Source organism: Lentzea sokolovensis (assembly GCF_033949975.1).
GTDB classification, from domain to species: Bacteria; Actinomycetota; Actinomycetes; order Mycobacteriales; family Pseudonocardiaceae; genus Lentzea; species Lentzea sokolovensis.
The window spans coordinates 379,309-398,873 of sequence record NZ_JAXAVU010000010.1; the positions used below are offsets into that span (position 1 = coordinate 379,309).

Sequence of the window (19,565 nt, forward strand, 5' to 3'; positions counted from 1 at the left end):
CACCCACATGGTGGAGATCCCCTACGGCAAGCGCATGCGGCCGAGGTACCTGCGGTTCCTGATCATCACGGCGGTCGGGATCGCGCTGGTCGCGTTCGCCCTGGACATCCCGTGGCTGCTCATCACGCTGATCGTCCTGGGTGTGCTGAACGCGGTCGTGTGCGTGGGCGCTCTCTACGTGCTGGCCAAGCAGCCGCACACGGTCTCGGAGGAAGAGCTGCGGCTGCGTCAGCTGGGGTTCTTCGACTGGCGCCTGCCGACCTCGGACCTCGGCGCCGCTCAGGTCGCCGAGCGCACCCACAAGGGACAGCGCAGCGTCGAGGTGATCGGCGACGCGCTCGTCATCCAGTCGCTGACCAGGACGAACGTGTCGGTGCCGTTCCACGAGCCGCAGCTGGTGAACCTCGGCAAGACGGGCGTGCGGCGGGTCGAGCGCGTCGAGTTCTGGGCGGACGACCCGGACCGCGCCGTCCGCGAGATCAACGCCCGGACTACTTAGGCTCCCACTTCTCCAGGTTCCACCACGGGCCCCAGGCCAGCGCGCCGTAGGAGTTCGGGTCGACCACGGGCTGGTAGCCGTTCCACGAGTCGCGCATCACGTACGCGTGCTCGGGGAAGACCAGCACCGCCATGGACGGCGTGGCGATGAAAGCCTGCTGGAAGAGTTTGTACGCCACCGCGCGCTGCGCCGGGTCGATGATCCTGCGGCCGTTCTCGAGCGCGGCGTCGGCGGCGGGGCTGCCCTGGCCGCGCAGGTCGTAGAGCATCAGGTCGGGGTCGAACGGCGAGCCCTCGCCGTACAGGAGCGCGTCCTGGTCCATCCGCGGCCGGATCGCGTCCCACGACAGGCCCGCGAGCTGCACGTCGACGCCCACGGCCTTGGCGTCGGCCGCGAACGCGGTGGCCAGGTCGGCGCGCAGGTCGTCGCCCAGCGGGTACATCAGCGTGAAACGGGCCGCGACGCCCTCGCGGACCCGGATGCCGTCCGCGCCGGGCACCCAGCCGCCCACGTCGAGCAGCCGCGTCGCCTCGGTCTTGTCGAAGCGGAACTTCGCGGTCGGGTCGAACTCCTCTGCCAGCGCGTCCGGCACCGGCGTGTACGCGAGGGTCCCCTTGCCTTCCAGCAGGCTGTCGATCATGGCCTGGCGGTTCGCGGCGAAGTTCAGCGCGAGCCGGATGGAGGCGTTGCCGGTCACCGGGTTGGCCGCGGGCAGCCGCACGGCGCGGTAGTCGGCGCTGCGGTGGTAGTTCACCTGCAGGCCGGACCTCGCGGCGAACTGCGTGGCGATCTTGGGCGGCAGCACCGTGCCGTCGAACTCGCCGTCCTGCATGCGACGGGCGCGCTGGTTGTCGTCGGTGACGAAGACGACCGTCAGCTTCTTGACCTTCGGCGCGCCGTCGAAGTAACCATCGTTGGACTCCAGCAGCAGCCGGTCGCCCTTCTTCCACTCCGTGACCTTGTACGGGCCGGTGCCGATCGGCTGCCCCTCCGGCTTCGCCTGCTCGCTGGGCAGGACGCCGAGCACGAGCAGGTGCGGGAACGCGGCGTGCACCTGCGTCAGCGTGAAGCGGACCGTCGACGGGTCGACCTGCTCGACGCTCTTGAGGGTGCTGAACCGCTCCTTGACCGGGTTCTGCAGCGCGGCGGTGTACGTGGCGACGACGTCCTCGGCGCCGAACGTGCTGCCGTCGGTGAACTTCACGTCGCCGCGCAGCTTGACCGTCCAGCTCAGACCGTCCGCCGCGGGCTCGGGCAGATCGGCCGCGAGCTGCGGGGTCAGCGACCCGTCCTGGCGGTGCTCCACGAGCCCGTCGTAGATCTTCGACACGCCCTGCGCGCCATAGCCGAGCAGCGGGTTCAGCGTCGTGGGCTCGTCGCGGTCCGCCAGCACGATCGACGTGCCGTTCTGCCCACCGTCCGGGCGGGGTGTGGGGGTCTCGGTGCAGCCCGCGACGGCCAGCAACACGACTAGGAGCAGTGGGGAACGCACGAGTCGGACCCTACAGTGATCCCCATGCGCGTCGCCGTGAGTCAGATCAGCTCGACCACCGATCCCCGCTCCAACCTGGAACTCGTCCGCGACGCGGTGCGCAGGGCCGAGGGCGCACGGGTCGTTCTGCTGCCCGAGGCGACGATGTGCCGTTTCGGCGTGCCTCTCGGGCCCGTTGCGGAGCCGTTGGACGGGCCGTGGGCTTCCGCGGTGCACGAGATCGCGGCGTCGCACGACGTAGTGGTGGTGGCCGGGATGTTCACGCCTTCCGGTGACCGGGTGACGAACACGCTTCTGGTGACCGGGCCCGACATCCACATCGGCTACGACAAGATCCACCTGTTCGACGCGTTCGGGTTCCAGGAGTCGCGGACGGTCGCGCCGGGTGCCGAGCCGGTGGTGTTCGAGGTGGACGGCGTCACTTTGGGCGTGGCCACCTGTTACGACATCCGCTTCCCCGAACTCTTCACGAGGCTGGCGGACGAGGGCGCTTCGGCCGTGCTGGTCGGGGCGTCGTGGGGTGCCGGGCCGGGCAAGAAGGAACAGTGGGAACTGCTGGTGCGGGCGCGCGCTCTGGACTGCACGTCGTTCGTCGTGGCCTGTGGGCAGGCCTATCCCGGTGATCTCGGGTCGTCCGCGCCCACCGGGATCGGGTACTCGACGGTCGCCGACCCGTTCGGGAACGTCGTCGTGCAGCTGTCGGAGCAGCCTTCCGACACGATCGTCGATCTCGATCTCGACGTGGTGCGGCAGGCTCGTGAAGTCCTGCCCGTCCTGGCGAACCGGCGCTTGACCTCCAGTTAGGTCGAGACCACAGGATCAAGGGCATGACGCTTCCCGAACTGCCCTCGTTCATCCACGACCGCAAGAACCTCGACGGTTTCACGCTCTACCGCTCCGGCGACCCGCGCGATCGCCGCGAGCCCGGCTGCGTCGTGCTCGTCACCGTCGACACGGACAGCGAGGCGACCGCACGGGCGTGGGTCGACTCGGTGTTCGTCGCGCTCGCCAGCGAGCCGAACCCGCACCCCGGCGGCATCTCCGCCGCCTTCCACATCAGGGACGACGGCAGGCGCGTGATCAACTACGCGGAGTGGGTCAGCGCCGAGGACCACGTCGACGCGGTGTCGAGCGGCGGCGGTGTCGGCTCGGCGACGGCCGACTGGCGCCGGGTGCAGAACTTCCCCGGCGTCCAGCACGTGAGCGTCGAGCGGTACCGGCCGCTAGCGAAGGTCCAGGCCGAGGTCGAGTGACGGGCTGGAGTGCGTGAGGCCGCCGACCGCGAGGTAGTCCACGCCGGTCTCGGCGTACTGGCGGGCCACGTCGAGCGTGAGCCCGCCGGACGCCTCCAGCTTCACGCCGTCCGGACGGACCTTCACCGCCTGAGCGCACTGCTCGGGCGTGAAGTTGTCCAGCAGCACCAGTTCCGCGCCTTCGGCCAGCGCCTCGTCGAGCTGCGCCAGGCTGTCGACCTCGACCTCCATCAGCAACTCGGGCGCGTGCGCACGGGCCGCCCGGATCGCGGCACCGACCGAACCGGCCGCGGCGACGTGGTTGTCCTTGATCAGGATCGCGTCACCGAGACCCATGCGGTGGTTCACGCCACCGCCGGCCCGCACCGCGTACTTCTGCAGCAAACGCAGGCCTGGCAACGTCTTGCGGGAGTCGCGAACGGCCGCGCCGGTGCCCTCGATCGCGGACACCCAGCGGGCGGTCTGCGTGGCGATGCCCGACAGGTGGCAGATGAGGTTCAGCGCCGTGCGCTCGACCGTGAGCAGGCCGCGGGTCGGGCCGGTGAGCACCAGCGCGGGCTCACCGGGGACCGCCTTGTCGCCGTCGGCGGCCTCGGACAGCACCTCGATCTCGGGCAGGTAGCGCTGGAAAGCGGTGCGTGCCACGGAAACGCCGCACAGCACGCCCGCCGCGCGCGGCGTGATCTCGGCGGTGGCGACGGCCTTCTCCGGCACGGTCGCCAGCGTCGTCGCGTCGAGGCCGTAGCGGAGGTCCTCCTCCAACGCGAGCTGGATGACCCGGTTCGCGTCGTCCCAATCGATGTTGCTGTCGATGGTCATCTGAAGTCCTCCGAGGAGACCTCGTCCTTCAGGACGAGGAGGAATCGGACCTCTGCGGAGCAGAGCGGGAACAGCCGTGTCGCCGCCGGGGCGATACGGCGTCCACGCCCCAGTCGCACAGGGGCACACAGTGGCAGAGCAATCTGTGAACAGTGAACGGGCTGGTGAAGCGGGCGCTGCGGTACCGCTTCTATCCGAGCGAGGCGCAGGCGGCGGAGTTGTCGCGCACGTTCGGGTGTGTCCGCAAGGTCTACAACCTGGCATTGCAGGCCCGCGCGGAGGCGTGGACCCAGCGCGGGGAGCGGGTCGGCTACGAGGCCACGTCGGCATTGCTGACCGTGTGGAAGCGCACCGAGGAGCTGGCGTTTCTGGCCGAGGTGTCGGCGGTTCCGTTGCAGCAGGCGTTGCGGCATCTTCAGGCTGGGTTCACGAACTTCTTTGCCAGGCGTGCGCGGTTTCCGCGGTTCAAGTCGCGGAAGAAGTCGCGTGCCAGCGCGGAGTACACGCGGTCGGCGTTCCGCTGGCGTGACGGGACGTTGACGCTGGCGAAGATGGCCGAGCCGCTGGACATCCGCTGGTCCCGGCCACTGCCCGAGGGAGCAACGCCGTCGACGGTGACCGTGTCGCAGGACTCGGCCGGGCGCTGGTTCGTGTCCCTGCTGTGCGAGGACCCCGGCGTGACACCATTGCCCGCCACCGATGCGGTCGTCGGTATCGATGTCGGTATCGACCACCTGCTGGTGCTCTCGACCGGGGAAAAGATCGGCAATCCCCGACACGAACGACGGGACCGCACGGCACTGGCCAAGGCCCAGCGGGCGTTGTGCCGTAAGCAGAAGGGCAGCAGCAACCGGGCCAAGGCCCGCGTCAAGGTTGCCCGTATCCATGCCCGGATTGCTGATCGGCGTTCCGACTTCCTGCACAAGATCACTACTCGGCTCGTGCGTGAAACCCAAACGCTCGTGATCGAGGATCTGGCCGTGTCGAACATGGTCGGCAACCACCGCCTGGCCCGTGCCATCAGGGATGCGGGCTGGCGGCAGTTCCGGCAGCTGCTGGAGTACAAGGCGGACTGGTACGGGCGGGACGTGATCACAGTGGATCGCTGGTTCCCGTCGTCCAAGTTGTGCTCGGTCTGCGGCGCGCTTGCGGCGGCGATGCCGCTGCGCGTGCGCACGTGGACCTGTGACTGCGGTACGACCCATGACCGGGACGTGAACGCGGCACGCAACATACTGGCCGCTGGGCTGGCGGCCTCGGTCTGTGGAGCCGATGTAAGACCTCAACGGAGTACTCCGGGCGGGCAGTCGGCGACGAAGCAGAAACCCTGCAGCGCGAGCCGTAGGAATCTCCCTCGTTCACGAGGGAGAGGAAGTCAAGCGACACCCTCTGCGAGAACAGGATCGGCCAGCACGGGCTGACCGGTCGGGGTGAGCCGGACGAGCTGACTGCGTTGCCACGCGACGGAACGCTCGGTGAAGTCCGTGCGGACGTGGCAGCCGCGCGACTCGGTGCGTTGCTGAGCCGCCGCGATCAGGGCGCGGGCGGCCATGGTCAGCGCCGCGTCCTCGACCAGTTCGCGCGACTCCAGCTGCTTGTCCACGGTGGACACGTCGAGGACCGAGCCGACGACGGCCAGACCCTCCGCGTCACGGCCGATCGCGGCGTAGCGGGACATCACGCGCTGAAGCAGGTCGCGGTCCGCCACGGGCGCGGTCGGCAGCGAGATGTCCACGGCACGAGCCGGCGCGATCAGGCCGACAGCGAGGTCGGAGGCGACGGCCTCGGCGGCACGGGTGCCGCAGACCAGGCCTTCGAGCAGGCTGTTGGACGCCAGGCGGTTCGCGCCGTGCAGACCCGTGCGGGCGACTTCGCCGACCGCGTACAACCCGGCGACACCGGTACGTCCGTCGACGGTGGACACCACGCCACCGCAGGCGAAGTGTGCCGCCGGGGCAACGGGAATCGGGTCCACGGCCGGGTCGATGCCCACCGAGGTGCAGGCCGCGAACACGGTCGGGAAGCGGGTCGCCATGTCGTGCAACGCCGTCGCGTCCAGGAAGACGTGGTCGTCGACGCCACCGGGCTCCTGCGCCATGTGCCGGGTGATCGCGGCCGCCACGACGTCGCGCGGGGCCAGGTCTTCGAGCGGGTGCACGCCCTTCATCACACGGGCACCGGTCGCGTCGATCAGCACGGCACCCTCGCCGCGCACGGCCTCCGTGACGAGCGGGCAGCGGCCACGTGCGCCACGACCCGTGTAGAGGACGGTCGGGTGGAACTGGATGAACTCGACGTCCGCCGCCACCGCGCCGGCCCGCAGCGCCAGTGCCAGCCCGTCGCCCGTCGCCACCGAGGGGTTCGAGGTCGCCTGGTACATCTGGCCGAGGCCACCGGTCGCCAGCAGCACGGCGGGCGCGGTCAGCACGCCGGGCACGCCGTTGCCGTCCAGCACGAGCAGGCCCGCGACGGCGCCGAGCGGCGTCTTCACGGCGTCGACCGCGACGTGGTTCTCCAGAAGGGGAACCCGTCCGTCCACAGTGGCCTTGAGCAGTGCCCGTTCGACCTCGGCGCCGGTCGCGTCGCCACCGGAGTGCACGACGCGGAACGCGCTGTGGCCGCCTTCGCGGGTGCGTTCGAGCAGGCCGTCCGGCTTGGCGTCGAACACCGCCCCGCGCTCGCGCAGCCGGGCGACGGCCGCGGGACCGTCGGAGATGATCGCCGCGACGGCCACGTCGTCACAGAGGCCGGCGCCCGCCGTCAGCGTGTCCTCGATGTGCTTCCCGACCGAGTCGCCGGGATCGTGCTGGTCCTCCATGACGACGGCGACGCCGCCCTGAGCCCAGCGCGTGTTGCCGTCGTCGCCCGCGGCCTTCGTGACGACCAGGACCCGAAGTCCCAGCTCACGAGCCCGCAGCGCGGCGGTGAGACCCGCCACGCCCGTGCCGACCACGATCAGGTCGGCTCGCGCCTCCCAGCGCGCGGCCATCACTCACCGCCGCCGGGCTTGCCGATCTCGATCATGCGCTGCACGGCGCCCTGGGCGCGCTTGGCGGTCTCCAGGTCCACGTGCACCTCGTCCAGGCCGTCACGCACGCACCGCAGCAGTGCGGCCGGCGTGATCATCTTCATGTAGGTGCAGGACGCGCGGTCGTTCACGGCGCGGAAGTCGATCTCCGGGGCGGCCTTGCGCAGCTGGTGCAGCATGCCGATCTCGGTCGCGACGAGCACCTTGGTGGCCTTCGTGCTGCGGGCCGCGGTGATCATGTCGCCGGTCGAGAGGATCTTGACCTTCTCCGCGGGGACGATGCCCTCGCCGCTCAGGTAGAGCGCGGACGTCGCGCAGCCGCACTCCGGGTGGATGAAGAGGTCCGCCTCGGGGTTCGCGGCGGCGCGCTCGGCCAGCTCGGGGCCGTTGATGCCGGCGTGGACGTGGCACTCGCCCGCCCAGATGTGCATGTTCTCGCGGCCGGTCTCGCGCTTGACGTGCGCGCCCAGGAACTGGTCCGGGCAGAACAGCACCTCGCGGTCGGCCGGGATCGAGCGCACCACGTCGACGGCGTTCGAGGACGTGCAGCAGATGTCCGTCTCGGCCTTCACCTCGGCGGTGGTGTTCACGTACGACACGACGACCGCGCCGGGGTGCTCGGCCTTCCACTCGCGCAGCTGCGCGCCGGTGATCGAGTCGGCGAGCGAGCAACCCGCGCGCTCGTCCGGGATCAGCACGGTCTTCTGCGGCGCGAGGATCTTCGCGGTCTCGGCCATGAAGTGCACGCCGCAGAAGATGATGGTCTGCGCGTCGGACTGCGCGGCGATCCGGCTGAGCGCGAGGGAGTCGCCGGTGTGGTGGGCGATGTCCTGGATCTCGGGCAGCTGGTAGTTGTGCGCCAGGATGACGGCGTCGCGTTCCTTCGCGAGGCGCAGCACCTCGTCTCGCCACGCGGCGTTCGGCTCGACTCCGCCGTACACACCCGACGCGGTTCGCTCCACGGTTGCGGTAGCGACCATCACTGCCTCCTCGATCCGGGGTTTTCGCCTACTGGTCGAAAACGTGGCCGATAGTATCAGCCAGGTGGCAGGTGTGGGGCACGAAGTTCTGGCCGCTGTGTTGCGGGTGAGAGGTGCGTCACTCCAGGTCATGCTGTGGGAGCGCGCTCGGGAACCGCACGCTCACCGCTGGTCGCTGCCCGGTGGGGAGCTGCGGGTGGACGAGGACGTCGAGTCCTCCATCCGGCGCCAGCTGGCGGAAAAAGTCGACGTGCGACAGTTGTCACACGTCGAGCAGCTGGCCGTTTTCAGCGCCCCGGATCGCGTTCCCGGTCCCCGTGTCGTGGCGACGGCGTTCCTCGGACTGGTCCCTTCGGACGTCGATCCGGAGCGACCGGCGGACACCGAGTGGCACTGCGTGGAGAAGCTTCCGCTGATGGCGTTCGACCACGCCTCCATCGTGCATCGAGCGCGGCACAGGCTGGGCTCGAAGCTGTCGTACACGAACATCGGCTTCGCCCTCGCGCCACCGGAGTTCACCATCTCCCTGCTGCGCGACCACTACTCGGCGGCACTGGGCTACCGCGTGTCCGCCACGAACCTGCAACGCGTGCTCTCGCGCCGGTTGTTGCTGGAGCCCACGGGTGGCACCGCTCCCCCCGGCCCGTCCGGCGGCCGACCGGCGGCCCTGTTCCGGTTCAGCGCCAAGGGAATCTTGGTCACCGATCCGTTCGCCGTGCTCAGACCACCTGGATCCGGCCGTCCGGCGGGCGGCGGGGGCACCACGTAACGTTGGGCGCGTGGCAGAGACGCTTCCGTTGTTCCCGCTGGGCACCGTGCTGCTGCCCGGGGCGTCGTTGCCGTTGCACATCTTCGAACCGCGCTACCGCCAGCTCGTGGTCGACCTGATGACGGGCTCGCTGTTCGGCCGCACCTTCGGTGTCGTGTGCATCAAGGAGGGCTGGGAGGTCGGAGCCGACAACGTCCACTCCCTGAAGGACATCGGCTGCTCCGCCGACCTCCTCGACGCCCGCCCGCTGCCCGAGGGCCGCTTCGACATCGTGACGCGCGGAGTGCGCCGCTTCCGGCTGCTGGACGTCGACACGACGACCGCGCCGTACCTGCTGGCCCACGTCGACTACCTGGACGACGCCCCGGTGCCCGAGGCCGCCCTGGAGGTCGTGCCGATCCTGGAACGCGGCGCCCGCGCGGCCCACGAACGCTACTGCGGCGCCGCCTGGCACCGCGAGGACTGGTCGTCGCCCGCCGAGGACAGCGACCTCGGCGCGCTGTCGTACCTGCTGGCCGCCGACTGCCTGTTGCCCGTCGAGGACCGGCAGCGACTGCTGGAGGAGAGGTCGCCGGCGCGGCGGCTGCGGCTGGTGCGGCGGATGCTGCACCGGGAGACCGGGATTTTGAGCGCCTTGAAGGCGGTGCCGGTGCCGTTGACCGAGTTCGGGCACGTGCCGAGCCCGAACTAGGAACGCGGGCCGACCGAGCCGTGCCCGGAACTTCTCGGCGTGCGGCAGCAGGCCCGCGAGCGCGGACGCCTTCGGTGGTGCGGCCTGGGCACCAGCACCGCTCCCGTGATGCGGCACGAGCACCTGGTTCGGCCGGTCAGCAGCGCCTCTCCGGGCAAGGGCCATGAACCGCCGGACGTTATCGCTGCCCTTCCGCCCAGCCTCCTGTCCTGAGCCTTGTCGCCTGAACGCGCTGCCCTGGTGACCTGAACCGCCGCCCGTTCGCGCCGCCCTCCTGCACGCGCTGCCCTCCCGACCTGAACCGCCACCCGTACGCGCCGTCCTCGTACGTGCGCTGCCCTCCCACCCAGAACCGCCGCCCGTTCGCACCGCCCACGTGCACGCGCTGCCCTCCCGACCTGAACCACCGCCCGTACGCGCCGCGCTCCTGCATGCGCTGCGCTCGCGACCTGAACCCGCCGCCCGTTCGCACCGCCCACGTGCACGCGCTGCCCTCCCACCCAGAACCGCCTGCCCTGGTCCTCCTCATCCGAACACCCAGCCCACGCGGGTCTCCGAGCCGTGCCCACAGCACCGTTGAGCCGCACCCGCGGGCGCCATCAAGCCCATCCCGGGCGCGCCGATCGTCGGATCGTTGAATTGTGGCCTTGTGGGATTGTTGAACAATCCTTACTCTGAGGTCCACATCACACTCGACCACTCCTCCACCACGCTGCGAGGTGTCCCATGAGCACGTCCACGACCGAGGACACAGGCCGTTTCGCCTGGTTCCGCAGTCTCGGCCAGAAGGGCAGGCGCGCGTTCGTCGGCGCCTTCGGCGGCTACGGGCTCGACTCCTACGACTACTGGGTCCTGCCCCTGAGCCTGGTCGCGATCAGCGGCTACTTCGGCCTCACCAAGGCGGAAGCAGGCCTGCTGGGCACGAGCACGCTGCTCATGAGCGCCATCGGCGGCGCGGTGGCGGGCATCATGGCCGACCGGTTCGGCCGTTCCAAGACGCTGATCATCACGGTGGCGGCGTACGCGTTCTTCACCGTGCTGTGCGGCTTCGCGACCAACTACGAGACCCTGCTGGTCTTCCGCGCCCTGCAGGGACTGGGCTTCGGCGGCGAGTGGGCGGCCGGGGCGATCCTCGTGGCCGAGTACTGCAAGCCCAAGTACCGCGGCCGCACGGTGGCGTTCGTCCAGAGCGCGTGGGCGGTCGGCTGGGGGCTCGCGGTCATCGTCAACACACTGGTGGCGAGCTTGGCGGACCCGGCCATCTCCTGGCGCATCATGTTCTGGACGGGCGCGCTGCCCGCGATCCTCATCTTCTACGTGCGCCGCAACGTCGACGACGCACCGGAGACCAAGTCGCAGCCCAAGGAACGCGGCACGTTCCCGAAGATCTTCCAGGGCCCGATCCTCAAGACCACTCTGTTCGCCGCGCTGCTCGCGACCGGCGTGCAGGGCGGGTACTACACGCTCGCGACGTGGCTGCCGGCGTTCCTGCAGACCGGGCGCGGCCTCACGATCATCGGCACGGGCGGGTACCTCGCGTTCCTCATCACCGGCGCCTGGATCGGGTACGTCTGCGGCGGCTATCTCACGGACTACCTGGGGCGCAAGAAGACCTTCGTGGTCTTCGCGATCGCCAGCGCGCTGCTGATCGTGGCGTACACGCAGATCCCCAACGGCGCCAACACGTTGGTCATGTTCCTCGGCTTCCCGCTCGGGTTCTGCATGTCCGCGATCTTCAGCGGCTTCGGCAGCTATCTCAGCGAGCTCTACCCGACGCAGCTGCGCGGCACCGGGCAGGGCTTCACGTACAACTTCGGGCGCGCGTTCGGCGCGGTGTTCCCCGGTCTGGTCGGGTTCATGGCCGATCGGCTGGGCATCGGCGGTGCGATGCTGTTCGGGGCGGCCGCGTACGGAATCGCGGTCATCGCACTCATCTGGCTGCCGGAGACGGTCAACAAGGAGCTGGAATGACGACCGCGGGACGAGCGCCTGGACAGGCGCAGGCCAACCTGATCGCCATCCCCAGGGACTGGGCGTACGACTTCCTCCTCTTCACCCACCGCAACCCCAAGCCGTGCCCGGTGCTCGACGTGCTGGACGCGGGTGAGACCGTCAGCGCCCTCAAGCAGGACGCGGACGTGCGCACTCACGCGCCGCAGTACCGCGTCTGGGAGAACGGCGAGCTCGTAGCGGAACCCGAGAACGCGACCGAGTACTGGCGCGACGACCTGGTGACGTTCCTGATCGGCTGCAGCTTCACCTTCGAGACGGCACTGACCAACGCCGGGGTGCCGCTGCGGCACGTGGAGCAGCAGAAGAACGTCTCCATGTTCGTCACGGACATCCAGTGCAGGCCGGCCGGACGGCTGCACGGCCCGATGGTCGTGTCGATGCGCTGGATTCCGGAGTCCCTTGTGGACATGGCGCACAAGGTCACCGCGCTCATGCCGTCGGTGCACGGGGCACCGGTCGGCGCGGGAGACCCGAAGATGCTCGGGATCAGGGACATCGGCGAACCGGACTTCGGGGACGCGGTCGAGCACGAACCCGGTGACGTGCCGGTGTTCTGGGCGTGCGGTGTGACTCCACAGGCGGTGCTGATGAAGTCCAAGCCGCCGTTCGCGATCACGCACGCGCCCGGTCAGATGTTCGTCACGGACATGCCCGACTTCGCCTATCGGGTCGGATAGGCCACCGCGAGGGCGGTGTCCCGGCTTTCAGCCGAGGCGCCGCCCCAGGTCGTCCAAGCCGTTCCACGCCGTGCAGCAGCCGTACGCCAGCGCGGCACCGAGCGGCCACGCCAGAATTCCCCACCACGTCTCCAAAGAGGGCGCGATGAGCAACGTGTCGTTCGGCTTGATCGACGCCGGCATCGGATAGCCGCCCAGGGCGAGCTTGACGCCCATCCACTGCGCCATCCACCCCGCCGCGAACGAGCCGGCGGTCATCCCCAGCATCACGACGGGCCCGCGCCGCTGCCGCAGCAGCCATGTCGCGATCCCCGTGACCACACCGGCGCCGAACCCGATCAGCACGAACACCATCAGCGCGTCGAGCCGGTGGTAGCTCTCCACCCCGATCGGGTAGAACTTGCCGTCCTGCGGCGAGACGATCTTGAGCTGCGCCGGGGCCAGCCACGACCACAGGTACGCGGCGGGCAGCCCGAACGCGAACGTCGTCAGCGCCACCACCAGGCCCGGCAGCAGGTCCCGCTTCACCACGACCTTCGGCCGTGGCCGCATGTAGTAGTGGTAGACGTACGGCGGCTCCGGCACGGGTTCGATGCGCACCGGCGCTGCTTTCTCGTCCATTCGCGAGAGGTTACTACCGAGCCGACATGGTCTCTCCGTGGCGGCTGCAGCGCGCCGTCCAGCCGTCCGGGGTCACCTGGACGACCATGCGGCGCGCGCACTCCGCGCAGTACCGCGGCGGGTCGATCATGGACAGGCGCTGACGGCAGAACGCGTGGTCGCCGTCAGCTTCCTCTTTGCCGCAGAAGGAGCAGTACACGGTCGTAATCATCACAGGGTCTGGCTCAGCGCCTTGATGGGCATCGACAGTTCTTCGAGCATGTCGAGGTCCTGCTGCGCGGGGCGGCCGAGGTTCGTCAGGTAGTTGCCGACGATGATCGCGTTGATGCCGCCGAGCATGCCCTGCTTCGCGCCCAGGTCGCCGAACGTCAGCTCACGGCCGCCGGCGAAGCGCAGGATCGTGCGCGGCAGCGCCAGCCGGAACGCGCCGACCGTGCGCAGCGCCTCGGCGCCCTCCACGACCGGGTAGTTCTCGTACGGCGTGCCGGGGTTCGGGATGAGGAAGTTCAACGGCACCTCGTCCGGCTCCAGCTCCGCGAGCTGCACGGCGAACTCCGCGCGCTGCGCCAGCGTCTCCCCCATGCCGATGATGCCGCCGCAGCAGACCTCCATGCCGGCGTCGCGGATCATCCGCAGCGTGTCCCAGCGCTCCTCCCAGGAGTGCGTGGTCACGACCTCGGGGAAGTGCGAGCGGGCCGTCTCGAGGTTGTGGTTGTAGCGGTGCACGCCCATGGCCACGAGCTCGTCGACCTGCTCCTGCGTGAGCATGCCGAGCGAGCAGGCGATCTGGATGTCGTTGCCGTCCTCGCGGATGGCCTTGATGCCGTCGCGTACCTGCGAGAGCAGCCGCTTGTCCGGGCCTCGCACGGCCGCGACGATGCAGAACTCGGTCGCGCCGGTGTCGCGGGTCTGCCGCGCCGCGCGGACCAGGCCGGGGATGTCGAGCCACGCCGAGCGCACGGGCGAGGGGAACTGACCCGACTGCGAGCAGAAGTGGCAGTCCTCGGGGCAGCCGCCGGTCTTGAGCGAGACGATGCCCTCGACCTCGACCTCGGGGCCGCACCAGCGCTCACGGACCTCGTGTGCGAGCGCCAGCAGGTCCGGGATCCGGTCCTCCGGGAGCTCCAGCACCTTCAGCACCTGAGCCTCGGTGAGCCCGACGCCTCGTTCGAGCACCTGCTCACGAGCTTCGTCGAGCACGTCGATCTGTTCCGGTGCTGCGGTCACGGTCTCTCCTCCTCCTGTGGCCTGGCGTGCACTATGCCGCACTGAATCCTTCATCGTGGAGCGACGTAGATCACTGGACCGCGAATTGAGCCGCGAACGTCTCCGGGTCGAACTCTCCGCCGAACCACGGTGAAAACGATCTCTTGGCGACGGCCAGGAAATCCACAGAACCGAGCTTCGTCACACCTTGAGGCAGCGCGCCGAGCAACGGGGCGCCCGCCGCCTCCGGCAGGTCGGCCAGGTTCGTGAGCGAGGCGAGGTCCGGGTGCAACGGCCAGCTGCCGACGACGACACCGATCGACTCGAGCCCACGCCGCTGCAGCGCCTCGGCCGTCAGCGCGGTCGTGTTCAACGTGCCGAGGCCGGCCTGAGCCACGATCAGCACGGGTGCGTTCACCGCCCACGCGATGTCGGCCAGGGTCGTTCCGCCCTCGTCGAACCGCACCAGCAGCCCGCCCGCGCCCTCGACCAGCACCAGGTCGTGGGCCTCGTCGAGCTTGGTGACCTCAGCCGCCACGTCCTGGGGACGCACGGTCGCCATGCCCGCCCGCTTCGCCGCGGTGGCGGGCGCCAGCGGGTCGGGGTATCTGGCCAGCTCACGGGTCGTCACGTCGCCCGCCAGCCGCGCCACCTCCGCCACGTCGCCAGGCTCGCCGGGCAGCAGGCCGGTCTGCGCGGGCTTGAGCACCGCGACCCGTCTGCCTTCTGCCCTGGCCAGCGCCGCGATGCCCGCGGTCACGGCGGTCTTGCCGACCTCGGTCCCGGTTCCGGTGATCACCAGCACGCTCACAGGTCCTCACCTTAGGACGTCACCTAACGTGAGGGCATGACCGAGCAACCGATCGTGATGTACGGCGCCGAATGGTGTGGCGACTGCCGCCGGGCCAAGTCGTGGCTGACCCGCAACAACGTGCCGTTCACCTACGTCGACGTCGAGAACGACGACGAGGCGCGCGACAAGGCCATCGCGATCGCCGGCCGCAAGAACATCCCCGTCGTCGTGCTGCCGAACGGCGAGTTCCTGGTCGAGCCGACCGACACTCAGCTCGCCGCCGCGATCACGCCCTGACAGATCGCCGCGATGTCGTCGTCCGTGCTGATGAACGGCGGCATCGCGTAGATCAGGTCGCGGAACGGCCGCAGCCACACACCCGCGTCCACAGCGGCCTTGGTGGCTCGTGCCATGTCCACCGGCTCATGCAGCTGCACGACGCCGATAGCGCCCAGCACGCGCACGTCCCGGACGCCGGGCAACGCGCGTGCGGGCGCGAGTCCCGCCGTCAGGCCGGCCGAGATGCGCGCGACCTCACGCTTCCAGTCCTGCGACAGCAGCAGGTCGATCGACGCCAGCGACACCGCCGCCGCGAGCGGGTTGCCCATGAACGTCGGCCCGTGTGCGAGCACCGGCACCTCGCCCTTGCTGATCCCGTCGGCGACCCGTGACGTGCACAGGGTGGCGGCCATCGTCAGATAACCGCCGGTCAGCGACTTGCCGAGGCACATGACGTCCGGGCTGACGTTCGCGTGGTCGGCACCGAACAGCTCGCCAGTGCGCCCGAAGCCCGTGGCGATCTCGTCGAACACGAGAAGCACGTCGTGCGTGTACGCGAGTTCACGAAGAACGTGCAGGTAGCGCGGGTCGTGGAACCTCATGCCGCCCGCGCCCTGCACGACCGGCTCAACGATGATCGCCGCCAACTCGTGCGCGTGTTCCTCGATCAGGTCGGCGAGGTGCTGGACGTACGCGGTGTCCATCTCGGCCGGCGGCGTGTCCGCGAACACCTGCTGCGGCAGAATTCCACGCCACAACGAATGCATCCCGCCTTCGGGATCGCAGACGGACATCGGGTTGAACGTGTCCCCGTGGTAGCCGCCGCGCCAGGTCAGCAGGCGACGCTTCTCCGGCCGGTTCTGCGAGCGCCAGTACTGCAGGCACATCTTCACCGCGACCTCGACCGACACCGAGCCGGAGTCGCACAGGAACACGTGCTGCAGCTCCGCGGGCGTGATCTCGACGAGCTTCGCGGCGAGCCTGATGGCGGGCTCGTGGGTGAGACCGCCGAACATCACGTGGCTCATCCGGCCGATCTGGTCGGTGACGGCCGCGTCCAGCACGGGGTGCCGGTAGCCGTGGATGGCCGCCCACCACGACGACATGCCGTCCACGAGCTCGCGGCCGTCCGCCAGCGTCAGCCGGACACCCGAGGCCTCCGAGACGAGCAACGGCTCCTGGGTGCCCGGCATCGGGCCGTACGGGTGCCAGACGTGCGCCTGGTCGAGCTTCAGCAGGTCGTCCACCCGAAGCACATTAGGCGAGGCGCACCGGCAAGGTGTGCAGGCCGCGGATCAGCGTGCTGTCCCGCCACCCCAGCGTTTCCGGTTCGGCGGCGAGCGTCAGGTTCGGGAACCGGGCCAGCAACCGCGTGAGCGCCACGTCGAACTCCAGCCGGGCCAGCGGCGCGCCGAGGCAGAAGTGGATGCCGTGGCCGAACGCCACGTGCCCCTGCGCGGACCGCGTCACGTCGAGCCGGTCGGCGTTCTCGTAGCGCTGCGGGTCCCGGTTCGCGGCGATCAGCGACACCATGAGGATCTCGTCCGCGGGCACGGTGACGCCGCCGAGTTCGAGGGGTTCCTTGGTGTAGCGGAAGGTCGCGACGTTGACCGGCCCTTCCAGCCGCAGGAACTCCTCGGTGCTCGCCGGGATCAGCTCCGGGCGGTCCTTGAGGATCTGCAGCTGTTCCGGGTTCTTCAGCAACGCGAGCACAGCGTTGCCGATGAGGTTCACCGTCGTCTCGTGGCCCGCCACGAGCAGCAGGAACGCCATCGAGATCAGTTCTTCGGTGTTCAGCCGGTCACCGGAGTCGTCGGCGTGCACGAGAGCGGAGAAGAACGTGTCGTTCGGCTCGGCCTCGGCGATGGCCGTGACGTGCTGGAACAGGAAGCCCGCCATCGCGCCGGCGGCGGCCTGGACCTGCTCGGGCGTGCCGAAGGACAGCAGCTGGTTGGACCACTCGCGGAAGTCGTCGCGGTTGTCGATCGGGATGCCGAGCAACTCGCAGATGACCGTGATCGGCAGCGGGAACGCGAACGCCTCCAGCAGGTCGACCTCGTCGCCGTCGTTCAGCTTCGCGATCAGCTCGGCCGCGATCTCCTCGACGCGCGGCCGCATCAACTCGATGCGGCGGGCGGTGAACGCCTTCGTCACGAGCTTGCGCAGCCGGGTGTGGTCCGGCGGGTCCATGTTGAGCATGTGGACGGAGAGCGTGGGCTCGATCTCGCGGCGCACGTGCGTCTGGGTGGCGTGCTTGGCCATCAGGTGGCCGCCGGTCTGGACGTTCTTGCTGACCCTGGGGTCGGTGAGAGCGATCTTCGCCTCGTCGTACCGGGTAACGAGCCAGGCCTTGAGGCCGTGCGGAAGGATCACTTCCCGCGCCGGCCCCTCGGCGCGCAACAGGTCGTGCACCTCGTGCGGGTTCTGGACGTAGTCGGCGGGCAACCGGGTGAGTGTCGTCACCTCACCCAGTTAACCCCGTTTACTCAACGCTCGCCACTATTTCTCGAGCGCTCCTCGTTCCTGGACCGTCCACGTGTTGCCGTCCAGGTCCGCGAAGTCGAAGAAGCTCGCGTAGTTGCGGCGAGCGGGGTCCCTGCCGGGGACGAACTCACCCTGCCAGTCGGGCATGCCCGCCTTGTGCCGCAACGGTCCTACCTTCAGCCCACGCCCGGCGAGGTCACGATGCGCGGCCTCGATGTCGCTCACCACGAGGTAGTTGCCGATTCCCGTGCCGAACTGGATCGAACACGCCGATCCCGGCGGGGTGAGCTGTACGACGCGGAATTGGTCATTGGGCCGATAGTCGACATCCAACTCGAATCCGGCCATTTTCGTGTAAAAGGTGATGGCTCGGTCCACGTCGCTGACGGGCAGCGTGATGACCTCGATGCGGTAGTCCACGTCAGACCAGCACCTCGCCACCGTCGACGCCCAGCGAGATGCCGGTCATGAACGAGTTGGTGAGCATGAACAGCACCGCGTCGGCGATCTCCGCGGCCTGCCCGACGCGACCGGCCGGGCTCGTGGCCTCGCGGGAAGCGAACAGCGCGGCCTTCTCCTCCGCGCCGAGGCCGTCGTAGGCGCCGGTATCGACGGTGCAGGGCGAGATCGCGTTGACCCGGATCGGCGCGAGTTCGACGGCGAGGCTCCTGGTCACCGCGTCCACGGCGGCGTTCGTGGCACCGACCGCGAGCATGCCCGGCACGACCTTGCGGGCGGAGGCGCCGGAGAAGAAGACGAACGAGCCGTCGCGCGGCATGCGCGGCGCGAAGTGCCTGGCCAGCAGGATCGGGCCGATGACCTTGACGTCGAACGAGGCCCGCACGGCGTCGCGGTCGAGGTCCGCGACGGTGCCACGCGCCCTGGCCGACGCGGTGGACACGACGTGGTCGACGCTCCCGATCCGCTCGGCGAGCGCGGCGATGCTGCTCTCGTCGGTCAGGTCGACGTGCTCGTCCTGGTTGCGCCCGGCCAGGACGACGGTGCCGCCGGCGTCGCGCACCCTGGCCGCCACCGCCCCGGCGATGCCGCTGTCACGACCGATGACCAGTACCTTCATCGCTGCTGCTCCTTGATCTCGTCCGGAGTGAGTCCGCGGTCGACGCCGTGCGGCGAGACGGCTTGCCCTGGCTCCAAGGCCAGCTTCCGGTCGTCGAGGTAGACGTCGACGACGTCGGGTTCGAACGAGACCCAGTCCGAGATCTCGGCGGACTCGGCCCACGCCTCCGGGTACGACCAGGCGGCGCGCTTGCGGTCACCGATGTCGTAGTAGCTCGCCAAACCCTTGTAGGGACAGAAGGTCTCGCCTTCGACGTGCTTCAGCGCCGACGCGTCGACGTCCTCACGCGGCACGTACCAGCGCGGCGCGAAACCCGATTCGTACAGCGCCAGCGGCCGCTTCGTGTCCGCGACGACCCGGTCGCCGTCCCGCACGACGAGGTGCCGCGAGGTCTGCCGGATGTCGACGCGGTGGTACGGATCGGCCGCGTGACCGAGGATGCGCTCGTCCTCCTCGTAGAACGCGTCCATTGCGCGCCAGGCGAAAGCGATCCGGTCCTCCAGCACCTTCGCGTGAGCGGGTAGATCGATGTGCTGCCACGCCGCGTGCTTCGCCGCCCCCACCGCGAACCACGCCGTCGCGCCGAGGTCGCGGTGGTTCGTCGTGCGCGTTTCCTCTTCGAGGCCCGTGACGTCGTCTCGCGGGAAGTACGCGACCGGGTAGCGGCCGGGCTCGTGCAGCAGCACGACGTCCTCGCTGTCGGCGACCCACTCACCGGCGAGCCGTACGCGCATCCGGCGGCGCAGCGGTTCGGCGAACAGCAGCCGCTCCGGCAACGGCTCCGGCGTGAGGAACCGGCCCACGGCCTTCGCACCCAACGGCCCTTGCTGCCACGACAGACCCATGACCATCTCCTAACCCTTTAAGTAATGTTTGCCAGTTA

General features: G+C 69.5%; 22 protein-coding genes. 9 read left to right on the forward strand and 13 right to left on the reverse strand.

Features of this window, described 5'->3' with window-relative positions; genetic code table 11:
- The first annotated feature begins 7 nt into the window (after positions 1–7).
- Positions 8–499, forward strand: coding sequence for a hypothetical protein (locus tag SK854_RS23740; RefSeq protein ID WP_319977285.1), 492 nt, complete (start codon positions 8–10; stop codon positions 497–499).
- Here SK854_RS23740 and SK854_RS23745 read toward each other — a convergent pair.
- Positions 492–1,991 carry an ABC transporter substrate-binding protein gene (locus SK854_RS23745; protein ID WP_319977286.1) on the reverse strand — a complete coding sequence of 500 codons (1,500 nt, stop codon included), beginning with the start codon at positions 1,989–1,991 and terminating at the stop codon, positions 492–494. The two genes, SK854_RS23740 and SK854_RS23745, sit on opposite strands and share 8 nt — an antisense overlap.
- Positions 1,992–2,015: 24 nt before the next feature.
- On the opposite strand from SK854_RS23745, the gene SK854_RS23750 reads away from it, so the two are divergent.
- Both SK854_RS23750 and SK854_RS23755 read left to right on the forward strand, forming a co-directional pair.
- Entirely contained in the window at positions 2,016–2,795 is a 780-nt protein-coding gene (locus tag SK854_RS23750) for a carbon-nitrogen hydrolase family protein (protein WP_319977287.1), read from the forward strand.
- A gap of 23 nt (positions 2,796–2,818) precedes the next feature.
- Positions 2,819–3,244, forward strand: a complete 426-nt coding sequence (locus SK854_RS23755) for an antibiotic biosynthesis monooxygenase (protein ID WP_319977288.1) — start codon at positions 2,819–2,821, stop codon at positions 3,242–3,244.
- On the opposite strand, the gene nadC is transcribed toward SK854_RS23755, so the two are convergent.
- Positions 3,215–4,063, reverse strand: a complete 849-nt coding sequence (gene nadC / locus SK854_RS23760; protein ID WP_319977289.1) for a carboxylating nicotinate-nucleotide diphosphorylase — start codon at positions 4,061–4,063, stop codon at positions 3,215–3,217. The two genes, SK854_RS23755 and nadC, sit on opposite strands and share 30 nt — an antisense overlap.
- Before the next feature lie 152 nt (positions 4,064–4,215).
- Between nadC and SK854_RS23765 the strand changes: the two genes are divergently transcribed.
- Entirely contained in the window at positions 4,216–5,484 is a 1,269-nt protein-coding gene (locus SK854_RS23765; RefSeq protein ID WP_319977290.1) for an RNA-guided endonuclease InsQ/TnpB family protein, read from the forward strand.
- Here the strand turns inward: SK854_RS23765 and SK854_RS23770 are convergent.
- Together SK854_RS23770 and nadA are read right to left on the reverse strand one after the other, a co-directional pair.
- On the reverse strand, positions 5,439–7,052 hold the full coding sequence (locus SK854_RS23770) for an L-aspartate oxidase (protein ID WP_319977291.1): 1,614 nt from the start codon (positions 7,050–7,052) through the stop codon (positions 5,439–5,441). The two genes, SK854_RS23765 and SK854_RS23770, sit on opposite strands and share 46 nt — an antisense overlap.
- On the reverse strand, positions 7,052–8,071 hold the full coding sequence (gene nadA, locus SK854_RS23775) for a quinolinate synthase NadA (protein ID WP_319977292.1): 1,020 nt from the start codon (positions 8,069–8,071) through the stop codon (positions 7,052–7,054). The genes SK854_RS23770 and nadA overlap by 1 nt, the downstream gene beginning before the upstream one ends.
- Before the next feature lie 73 nt (positions 8,072–8,144).
- On the opposite strand from nadA, the gene SK854_RS23780 reads away from it, so the two are divergent.
- From SK854_RS23780 to SK854_RS23795, 4 genes are all read left to right on the forward strand, one after another.
- Positions 8,145–8,840, forward strand: a complete 696-nt coding sequence (locus SK854_RS23780) for an NUDIX hydrolase (RefSeq protein WP_401032272.1) — start codon at positions 8,145–8,147, stop codon at positions 8,838–8,840.
- 10 nt (positions 8,841–8,850) lie between these two features.
- Positions 8,851–9,531 (forward strand): LON peptidase substrate-binding domain-containing protein, encoded by a 681-nt coding sequence (locus SK854_RS23785; RefSeq protein ID WP_319977293.1) that lies wholly within the window; start codon positions 8,851–8,853, stop codon positions 9,529–9,531.
- Between the two features lie 726 nt (positions 9,532–10,257).
- Positions 10,258–11,502 (forward strand): MFS transporter, encoded by a 1,245-nt coding sequence (locus SK854_RS23790; protein WP_319977294.1) that lies wholly within the window; start codon positions 10,258–10,260, stop codon positions 11,500–11,502.
- Positions 11,499–12,221 carry a putative hydro-lyase gene (locus SK854_RS23795; RefSeq protein ID WP_319977295.1) on the forward strand — a complete coding sequence of 241 codons (723 nt, stop codon included), beginning with the start codon at positions 11,499–11,501 and terminating at the stop codon, positions 12,219–12,221. Before SK854_RS23790 ends, SK854_RS23795 begins: the two co-directional genes overlap by 4 nt.
- Before the next feature lie 27 nt (positions 12,222–12,248).
- Here the strand turns inward: SK854_RS23795 and SK854_RS23800 are convergent, their stop codons facing one another.
- The 4 genes from SK854_RS23800 to bioD all read right to left on the reverse strand — a co-directional run bounded on the left by SK854_RS23800 (position 12,249) and on the right by bioD (position 14,859).
- Positions 12,249–12,842 carry a DUF2567 domain-containing protein gene (locus SK854_RS23800; protein ID WP_319977296.1) on the reverse strand — a complete coding sequence of 198 codons (594 nt, stop codon included), beginning with the start codon at positions 12,840–12,842 and terminating at the stop codon, positions 12,249–12,251.
- Positions 12,843–12,855: 13 nt separating this feature from the next.
- Positions 12,856–13,053, reverse strand: coding sequence for a biotin synthase auxiliary protein BsaP (gene bsaP / locus SK854_RS23805; protein ID WP_319977297.1), 198 nt, complete (start codon positions 13,051–13,053; stop codon positions 12,856–12,858).
- Positions 13,053–14,069, reverse strand: coding sequence for a biotin synthase BioB (gene bioB, locus SK854_RS23810; RefSeq protein WP_093597363.1), 1,017 nt, complete (start codon positions 14,067–14,069; stop codon positions 13,053–13,055). Before bioB ends, bsaP begins: the two co-directional genes overlap by 1 nt.
- Positions 14,070–14,139: 70 nt before the next feature.
- Positions 14,140–14,859, reverse strand: coding sequence for a dethiobiotin synthase (gene bioD / locus SK854_RS23815; RefSeq protein ID WP_319977298.1), 720 nt, complete (start codon positions 14,857–14,859; stop codon positions 14,140–14,142).
- A gap of 36 nt (positions 14,860–14,895) precedes the next feature.
- On the opposite strand from bioD, the gene SK854_RS23820 reads away from it, so the two are divergent.
- Positions 14,896–15,138 (forward strand): glutaredoxin family protein, encoded by a 243-nt coding sequence (locus SK854_RS23820; RefSeq protein WP_319977299.1) that lies wholly within the window; start codon positions 14,896–14,898, stop codon positions 15,136–15,138.
- Here SK854_RS23820 and SK854_RS23825 read toward each other — a convergent pair.
- The 5 genes from SK854_RS23825 to SK854_RS23845 form a co-directional block, all read right to left on the reverse strand.
- Positions 15,111–16,313: an adenosylmethionine--8-amino-7-oxononanoate transaminase gene (locus tag SK854_RS23825; protein ID WP_319977846.1), complete on the reverse strand. Its 1,203-nt coding sequence runs from the start codon at positions 16,311–16,313 to the stop codon at positions 15,111–15,113. The two genes, SK854_RS23820 and SK854_RS23825, sit on opposite strands and share 28 nt — an antisense overlap.
- A gap of 64 nt (positions 16,314–16,377) precedes the next feature.
- A complete protein-coding gene (locus tag SK854_RS23830; protein WP_319977301.1) occupies positions 16,378–17,583 on the reverse strand; it encodes a cytochrome P450 family protein in 1,206 nt (401 codons plus the stop codon).
- A gap of 36 nt (positions 17,584–17,619) precedes the next feature.
- On the reverse strand, positions 17,620–18,024 hold the full coding sequence (locus SK854_RS23835) for a VOC family protein (RefSeq protein WP_319977302.1): 405 nt from the start codon (positions 18,022–18,024) through the stop codon (positions 17,620–17,622).
- A gap of 1 nt (position 18,025) precedes the next feature.
- Positions 18,026–18,682 (reverse strand): SDR family oxidoreductase, encoded by a 657-nt coding sequence (locus SK854_RS23840; RefSeq protein ID WP_319977303.1) that lies wholly within the window; start codon positions 18,680–18,682, stop codon positions 18,026–18,028.
- On the reverse strand, positions 18,679–19,527 hold the full coding sequence (locus tag SK854_RS23845) for a DUF427 domain-containing protein (RefSeq protein ID WP_319977304.1): 849 nt from the start codon (positions 19,525–19,527) through the stop codon (positions 18,679–18,681). Before SK854_RS23845 ends, SK854_RS23840 begins: the two co-directional genes overlap by 4 nt.
- Between the last annotated feature and the right edge of the window lie 38 nt (positions 19,528–19,565).

What these genes read in the sequence shown, in the direction of transcription:
- SK854_RS23740 (WP_319977285.1), top strand. Translation starts at nt 8, where the DNA reads ATGGTGGAGATCCCCTACGGCAAGCGCATGCGGCCGAGGTACCTGCGG.
- SK854_RS23750 (WP_319977287.1), top strand. Translation starts at nt 2,016, where the DNA reads ATGCGCGTCGCCGTGAGTCAGATCAGCTCGACCACCGATCCCCGCTCC.
- SK854_RS23755 (WP_319977288.1), top strand. Translation starts at nt 2,819, where the DNA reads ATGACGCTTCCCGAACTGCCCTCGTTCATCCACGACCGCAAGAACCTC.
- nadC (WP_319977289.1), bottom strand. Translation starts at nt 4,063, where the DNA reads ATGACCATCGACAGCAACATCGATTGGGACGACGCGAACCGGGTCATC.
- SK854_RS23770 (WP_319977291.1), bottom strand. Translation starts at nt 7,052, where the DNA reads ATGGCCGCGCGCTGGGAGGCGCGAGCCGACCTGATCGTGGTCGGCACG.
- nadA (WP_319977292.1), bottom strand. Translation starts at nt 8,071, where the DNA reads ATGGTCGCTACCGCAACCGTGGAGCGAACCGCGTCGGGTGTGTACGGC.
- SK854_RS23790 (WP_319977294.1), top strand. Translation starts at nt 10,258, where the DNA reads ATGAGCACGTCCACGACCGAGGACACAGGCCGTTTCGCCTGGTTCCGC.
- SK854_RS23795 (WP_319977295.1), top strand. Translation starts at nt 11,499, where the DNA reads ATGACGACCGCGGGACGAGCGCCTGGACAGGCGCAGGCCAACCTGATC.
- SK854_RS23800 (WP_319977296.1), bottom strand. Translation starts at nt 12,842, where the DNA reads ATGGACGAGAAAGCAGCGCCGGTGCGCATCGAACCCGTGCCGGAGCCG.
- bsaP (WP_319977297.1), bottom strand. Translation starts at nt 13,053, where the DNA reads ATGATTACGACCGTGTACTGCTCCTTCTGCGGCAAAGAGGAAGCTGAC.
- SK854_RS23820 (WP_319977299.1), top strand. Translation starts at nt 14,896, where the DNA reads ATGACCGAGCAACCGATCGTGATGTACGGCGCCGAATGGTGTGGCGAC.
- SK854_RS23825 (WP_319977846.1), bottom strand. Translation starts at nt 16,313, where the DNA reads ATGCCGGGCACCCAGGAGCCGTTGCTCGTCTCGGAGGCCTCGGGTGTC.
- SK854_RS23840 (WP_319977303.1), bottom strand. Translation starts at nt 18,682, where the DNA reads ATGAAGGTACTGGTCATCGGTCGTGACAGCGGCATCGCCGGGGCGGTG.
- SK854_RS23845 (WP_319977304.1), bottom strand. Translation starts at nt 19,527, where the DNA reads ATGGGTCTGTCGTGGCAGCAAGGGCCGTTGGGTGCGAAGGCCGTGGGC.